General features: G+C 73.5%; 5 protein-coding genes. 2 read left to right on the plus strand and 3 right to left on the minus strand.

Annotated features, from left to right (window positions below; translation table 11 throughout):
* The 3 genes from H5J30_RS19030 to H5J30_RS19040 form a co-directional block, all read right to left on the minus strand.
* Window positions 1-933 (minus strand): FAD-binding oxidoreductase (locus H5J30_RS19030; protein WP_309505574.1); only part of this gene is annotated, 933 nt, incomplete at its 3' end.
* Window positions 930-1,757 carry a DUF6282 family protein gene (locus H5J30_RS19035; protein WP_181788619.1) on the minus strand — a complete coding sequence of 276 codons (828 nt, stop codon included), beginning with the start codon at window positions 1,755-1,757 and terminating at the stop codon, window positions 930-932. The genes H5J30_RS19035 and H5J30_RS19030, both read right to left, overlap by 4 nt.
* A 143-nt stretch (window positions 1,758-1,900) precedes the next feature.
* Window positions 1,901-2,731 (minus strand): nitrilase-related carbon-nitrogen hydrolase, encoded by an 831-nt coding sequence (locus H5J30_RS19040; RefSeq protein ID WP_181788620.1) that lies wholly within the window; start codon window positions 2,729-2,731, stop codon window positions 1,901-1,903.
* A gap of 272 nt (window positions 2,732-3,003) precedes the next feature.
* Here H5J30_RS19040 and H5J30_RS19045 point away from each other — a divergent pair, with 272 nt between their 5' ends.
* Both H5J30_RS19045 and H5J30_RS19050 read left to right on the plus strand, forming a co-directional pair.
* Window positions 3,004-3,897 carry a GH25 family lysozyme gene (locus tag H5J30_RS19045; protein WP_181788621.1) on the plus strand — a complete coding sequence of 298 codons (894 nt, stop codon included), beginning with the start codon at window positions 3,004-3,006 and terminating at the stop codon, window positions 3,895-3,897.
* 255 nt (window positions 3,898-4,152) lie between these two features.
* Window positions 4,153-4,413: a hypothetical protein gene (locus tag H5J30_RS19050; RefSeq protein WP_181788622.1), complete on the plus strand. Its 261-nt coding sequence runs from the start codon at window positions 4,153-4,155 to the stop codon at window positions 4,411-4,413.
* The last annotated feature ends 16 nt before the right edge of the window (window positions 4,414-4,429 follow it).

The following is a 4,429-nucleotide window of genomic DNA, read 5'->3' on the forward strand; positions in this document are numbered from 1 at the left end:
CAGCGCCCGGTCGATCCCCTCCACGGTCAGCGGTCCGTGCTCCAGCAACCCCGGCACGGCATCGCCCGCCGTTGCCGTATCCGGGTAGCCGAGCACCGCGAGCGCACGTGCCGCCGGGGCCTCGACCAGCTTCAGGGTGGCGCCGAGCACCACCGCGCAGGTGCCCTCGCTGCCGGTCAGCGCCCGGGCGACGTGGCGGCCGTGCTCCGGCAGCAGCCGGTCCAGGGCGTAGCCGGACACCCGGCGGGACAGGGCCGGCAGGCCGGTCCGCAGCTCGCCGAGGTGACGTTCGGTCAGGTCGCGCAGCCCGGCGTGGACCCGCCCCTGCCGGTCGGGGCGGGCGGCGAGCCGCGCCTGTTCTTCCCGGGAGGTGGCGCCGACGGTCATCCGGGTGCCGTCCGCGAGCAGGACGTCGAGCGACTCCACGTTGTCCGCGGTGGTGCCCCAGGCCACGGAGTGCGAGCCGCAGGCGTTGTTGCCGATCATCCCGCCGATCGTGCAGCGGCTGTGCGTGGACGGGTCGGGGCCGAAGGTCAGCCCGTACGGCGCGGCGGCGGCACGCACGTCGTCGAGGACGGCGCCGGGCAGGACCCGGATCGTGCGCTCCCCGGGGTCGACGGGCCCGACCCCGGTGAGGTGGCGGGAGGTGTCGAGGAGCAGCCCGCCGCCGAGGGCGTTGCCGGCGACGCTGGTGCCGCCGCCGCGGGGGACGAGCGGCACGCCGTACGCGCGGCAGGCGGCCATCGCCGCCTCCACGTCGTCGGCGTCGCGGGGGAGCACGACGCCGAGCGGGGCGCGACGGTAGTTGGAGGCGTCGGTGACGTAGAGCGCCCGGGTGCCGGTGTCGAAGGAGACGCGTCCGGTGACGGACCGGCGCAGCTCCGCTTCGAAGGCGGCGGTGTCCTCCGGTCGCGATGCGGGCGGCGCGGTCACGGTGCGACCAGCGCTTCCGGCAGGTCGCTCGCGCAGGCGCGCAGCGCACCCCGGTCGAGCCCTTCCGCGGCCAGGGTGTCGATCAGCAGGTGCAGCGCCTCGGGCGGGGCGGGGGAGTCGGGCTGCCCGGCGTCCGAGGAGAGCACCACGCGCTCCAGGCCGACCTCGTCGGCGTACGCGGCCAGCCAGGCGCCGGTGACGCCCGGCTGGTGCAGGAGCTGGTACGCGGTGATCTCGGCATACGCGCCGAGGGCCGCCAACCCGGCCGCCGTTTCTGCGGCCATGCCGGGCACCGTGTATCCGGGGTGGGTGAGCAGGATCCGGCGCACGCCCGACGCGCGGGCCGCCGTCAGCAGCCAGCGGCACTCGTCGGCGTCGAGGTGCCCGGTGGCCAGCACGGCGTCGGCCTCGGCGATCATCCGGCAGATCGACCGGACCGCCCCGGCCGCCTCCGGGGCGTGCGGCGGGATGGCGTAGGCGTGCGCGGGCAGATCCGTACGGACGCCGCACAGGCTGGGCAGCGCGGCGGTGCGCTGGGTGTGCGCGTCGGCGGTCGGCATCCACACGACCCGCCCGCCCGCCTGCAGACAGGCCGCGACCGCGGCGGGGTTGACGCCGCCGGTGTGCTGGTTGAGCGCGACACCCCCGTAGACGTCGAGCGCGTGCGCGCGGGCGGCCGCGGCGGCGCGGCCGACGGTGGACTCGTAGTGGGCCTTGAGGACGCAGCCGGTGAAGCCGGCGCGGGCGTAGGCCGCGACCGCGTCGTGGTCGTCGGTGCCGCGGGGCACGACGTCGGGGGAGGCATGCACATGAAGGTCGAACACGGGGCCAGGCTGGTCCGGTGCGGGCGCGACGGGCAACGGTCGTTGCCGCCCGGGCAACCGGGGCGGGCGCCGGCGGAGGAGCCGCAGCCGTGGGACGAGACCGTGGAGCAGGGGCGTGGAGGGGTGGCCGGGCCCGCGGGGCGTCAGTCCACGCCCTCGTTCATCAACCGCGTCACCTCGCGCGAGACCAGGCCGAAGCGCGCCTCTTCGAGCAGCGGCATCTCGCGACGCCGCCGCCTGACGGCCGTGCGGTCGACGTCGACGACCACCAGGTCCGGTACGTCACGGGGCGCCTCCGCGACGACGCCGCCCCACGGGTCCAGCACCCGCGAGCCGCCCCAGAACGCCGCTCTGCCCTCCTCGCCGACGCGGTTGACGAACACCACCCAGCACTGCTGCATGCGCGCGATGTTGACCAGCAGGTCCTGCCAGTACGTGACCGTGTCCACCGCCCCCGGTGCGAGCCCGGACGCGCTGTTGGTGGGGACGAACAGCACCTCCGCGCCGTCCTGCGCGGCCAGCCACGGCAGCACGGGCTGCCAGGCGTCGTTGCAGACCAGAGTCGCCCCTCGGGCGTGCGCGGTGTCGAAAGCCCGCAGCGCGTTGCCGGGGCTGGCGTGCTTGCGCTCCTCCCACTCCAGGTAGTTGGGCAGGTAGAGCTTGCGGTGGGTGTGCACGAGCGCACCGGCGGAGTAGTAGCCCGCGGTGTTGTAGCGCCGCAGCCCGCCGTCCTCGTGGTAGCCGACCAGTACGTCCGGCCCGTGCCGCGACAGCTCCGCCAGGCGCGGGTCGTTCGCGGGAATCGACACGTCGCCGGGCACCGCACCCAGCGCGTACCCGTGCAGGCTCAGCTCGGGAAAGACGACGACGTCGGCGCCCCGCCCGGCGGCCTCCGCGACCGTCTTCCCGGCGGCCTCCAGATTCGACGCCACGTCCCCCAGCACGCAGTCGACCTGCGCCAGCGCCACACGCATCCCGCTCTCCCCTCGCTCGCTTCCGTCCGGCGGACGGGGGGTTTCTACTGCCCCGCCGGACTGACCACAAGCCGGGTTGCGTCTGGAACAACACGGTGGACGGCCCGCGGTCCGTGGAAAGTTCTGCGACCCACCCGTGCGTTTCTCCAGCTCAGTTCGCTCGTCCGCGGACTAGACCACAGGCGGGCGGGATGCGCTCTTTGCACGGCCCGCACCGTCGCGTATTTGTGGCATGTCTGCATCAGACAACTCTCCCGTTCCAGGAGGTACGCATGCACGGATCAACCCCCCACGGTTTCTACGCGCGTAGGCGCAGGACGGCGGCCCTCGTCGTCGGCGCGGCGATGGCTCTCACACTGTCCGCGGTCGGGCCCTCCCAGGCCGCCCCGCCCGCCGGCGAGCAGGACGGATACCGGCTCGGCGAGGGCTACATGGGCATCAGTGCCGAGCAGGAGGCGGCGGGCCAGGAGCGCCGCCCGGTCACTCCGCAGGACACCAGCGGCGTCCAGGGCATCGACGTGTCCCACTACCAGGGCAGCATCAACTGGGGTGCGGTGAAGAGCGCCGGCATCCAGTTCGCCTGGATCAAGGCCACCGAGGGCACCACGTACAAGGACCCGCAGTTCAGCGCCAACTACCTGGGCGCGTACAACAACCAGGTCATCCGCGGCGCGTACCACTTCGCCCGCCCGGCATCGTCGAGCGGTGCGGCCCAGGCGAACTTCTTCGCCGACAACGGCGGGGCCTGGTCCGCGGACAACCTCACCCTCCCCGGCGTACTGGACATCGAGAACGGCTCCAGCTCGCAGTGCCACGGCCTGAGCCAGGTCGCGATGCGCACCTGGATCACCGACTTCTACACCACCTACAAGGCGCGCACCTCCCGTGACGTGGTCATCTACACCACCGCCAGCTGGTGGAACGCCTGCACCGGCGGCTGGAGCGGCATGAGCGACAAGTCGCCGCTGTGGGTCGCCCACTGGACCACCGGCAGCCCGTCCATCCCGTCCGGCTTCCCGTTCTGGACCGTCTGGCAGTACACGGACTCGGGAAACATCGGCGGTATCAGCCCGGTCGACCGCGACAAGTTCAACGGCACGCGGGACCGGCTCCTGGCGCTGGCGAACAACACCTCGCTGGCCGCCCCCCGCGTGGACGTACGGTGACCGGCTCACCCGCCCCCGGGTGAGCCGCCGCCTGCGGCACGCGCGGCCGCAGGCCACCGGCCCGTGACCGGAGGAGTTCCTCCCGGTCACGGGCGCTCACCCCTTCCACGTGACCAAGCACCGGCAGCCCCACCCGACCCTTCACGGAAGAGATGTCTCGAACGCGCCGACGGGGGTCTGCACTTGGGCGATTCGGCGGACGGGTGTACGCGCATGCTGCACGATGCACCTGACACGCGACGTCCAGGGGGAACCATGCGCATGCGTACCGTGGCCGCGGCTGCCGGGCTGCTTCTGACTCTCGGCGCCTGCTCCGACGACGGCGGGGGCGAGGGCTCCGGCGAGACACAGGCCGCCTGCAAGGACGCCACCGCCGAGAGCCTCGGCGTCGCGGGGAACGCCGAGGCCGCCCGCAAGCTCGTCGACCAGACGGTGCTGCCGCCGGCGTGCGAGGGCCTCGACACCGAGACCATCCGGGGCATCGTCGACGACGTCATCGAGGAGGAGTTCGACTAGGTCGCGCCCGAGCGGG

This window comes from Streptomyces phytophilus, from assembly GCF_013870535.1.
GTDB classification, from domain to species: domain Bacteria; phylum Actinomycetota; class Actinomycetes; order Streptomycetales; family Streptomycetaceae; genus Streptomyces; species Streptomyces phytophilus.

Bases quoted from the DNA above. Each gene is read 5' to 3' on its own strand.
- H5J30_RS19040 (WP_181788620.1), bottom strand. From the start codon at position 2,731: ATGCGTGTGGCGCTGGCGCAGGTCGACTGCGTGCTGGGGGACGTGGCG.
- H5J30_RS19045 (WP_181788621.1), top strand. From the start codon at position 3,004: ATGCACGGATCAACCCCCCACGGTTTCTACGCGCGTAGGCGCAGGACG.
- H5J30_RS19050 (WP_181788622.1), top strand. From the start codon at position 4,153: ATGCGCATGCGTACCGTGGCCGCGGCTGCCGGGCTGCTTCTGACTCTC.